The sequence below is a fragment of the Vibrio sp. 10N.222.52.C12 genome (genome assembly GCF_041474215.1).
Taxonomy (GTDB): domain Bacteria; phylum Pseudomonadota; class Gammaproteobacteria; order Enterobacterales; family Vibrionaceae; genus Vibrio; species Vibrio crassostreae_C.
Genome location: NZ_JBFRTR010000243.1, coordinates 1 through 1,794 on the forward strand (window position 1 = coordinate 1; position 1,794 = coordinate 1,794).

Sequence of the window (1,794 nt, forward strand, 5' to 3'; positions counted from 1 at the left end):
GAACTTACTAAGTTCAGCGCCTTTTTATTAGGGCATTTTATATCCAAATAATCATGTCTGTTTTACTGACAATTAAGCTGCCATTGGTACTAGAACAAGCGTACCGAAGATCACCGTGATAAGACCACAGATTACTGGTACTGAAGTACGTTTAACGACTTCAAACGGGCTGATTTTACCCATGCCAGAAGTCGCTACAATTACACCCGAAACAGGAGAAATTGTACGGCCTAAGTTAGACGCTTGAAGCATTGGGATGATTAGGAACGCAGGGTTCAAGCCCATTTTCGCAGCAAGTGACGGAGCCAGTTCTACGAATGCATAGAATGGCGCGTTACCAGAACCTGTCGCGATAGCAGCAGCAACTGTTAGACCAGTCAGGATAAGCATTAATGCGATACCGCCAGCGCCAGCTGATTCAGCAAGGCCGATTAGGTTATCAATTGCACCGATAGACATTAGGCCCTGAGCAAATACACCCGCCGCAACCAACAGCATTACTACGCCTTTAAATGCTTCGGCCATACCTTGGTAGCAAGAATCTAGGTCTTCTAGTGTTTTTTCGCCGTCAAACTTCTTCACAACGTAATCGATAACAGCGCCCACGAAAATTGAACCTACTACGATGGTGTAGATATCAAGTGAAAGGCCCGGAATGGTACGACCGTTGAATAGAAATACTCCAAAAATAGGTAAGAATGGAAGAGCAGCATAAAAAGCCGGCGCATTCGTTTCAATTTCTGAAACGTCTACTTTTTCCATTGGCGTGTTTTCTTTCTTATCTAGGTATTTGTTCCAGAAGAAAGCCGCACCCGCCATCACGATGATCGCACAGATAGAAACAGGCAGTACCGTTTGAACAGCAAACACATCAAGAGACATACCTGATTTTTCTGCTGCGATAACCACATCACCCGACGTTGGTGAAAGAATGATTGCTGCAGGTGATGCACAAACCGCCACCGCTGCTGGACGAGAAATACCCATTGCCGTCATCATTGGGAATAGGGTCGCCATCAATAGCACGCCAAGGCCTGTTGCAGAACTTACTGCTAGAGACATTAGACACGCTACGATGTAAGCCGCAACAAGAAGTACGTATGGAGATTTGATAGCAGCAAGCGGTTTAGAGAATTGTTTTACTACCACATTGTTTGCGCCGATATGCGTCATGTAAGAAGCAAAGCCACAAAGAAGCATGATTTGCATGCCTAGGCCGCCTCCACGGTACTGAAGCATGTACTTAACGAATTCTAGTGAGTCGGTAACCATGTTACCTGTTGAAGCGACCTTAGCGGGTAAGACTGTGTGACCTATAAGGCCAGTAATAAGAAGTAGGGCAAGGCCAGCTGTCAGTAATACACCTGCCGCTTTATAGCCTTTCACAATAAAGTAACCAACAGCGATAGTAATCACTAATCCGATCAAGAGCTCTAACATAGAAATCTCCACAAAGTTTAAAAAAATATAAGAAAGTGTTTCAGAATATGACAATGAATGTACAGAAAACTGCACTGTGGCACGAGGCATAGTTGAGGTTGATATGATCTAAGACAAACATTTTCTTTGATGTTAATTGTGGTTGTAAATCATGAACAACTACTGTTGTTTAGATGTTAATAAACAAATTATCTATCTCAATAGAATATAACTTGGATCACCTTTATAGTGAGGAGTTGTATACAAAGGTGTGGATTTATAAATCTATGACTTTTGGAGCCTAACGTGCAGAACTAAAAAGAAGTGTGTATTTTTACATGATATCGGATTAATTTGGCTTTGTTGCGTAATTAA

The 1,794-nt window shown here is 42.4% G+C and carries 1 protein-coding gene; it reads right to left on the reverse strand.

Annotated elements, in window-relative coordinates; genetic code table 11:
- Window positions 1-72: 72 nt before the first annotated feature.
- On the reverse strand, window positions 73-1,440 hold the full coding sequence (gene dcuC / locus AB4623_RS24110; RefSeq protein ID WP_016788598.1) for an anaerobic C4-dicarboxylate transporter DcuC: 1,368 nt from the start codon (window positions 1,438-1,440) through the stop codon (window positions 73-75).
- Between the last annotated feature and the right edge of the window lie 354 nt (window positions 1,441-1,794).

Bases quoted from the DNA above. Each gene is read 5' to 3' on its own strand.
- dcuC (WP_016788598.1), bottom strand. From the start codon at position 1,440: ATGTTAGAGCTCTTGATCGGATTAGTGATTACTATCGCTGTTGGTTAC.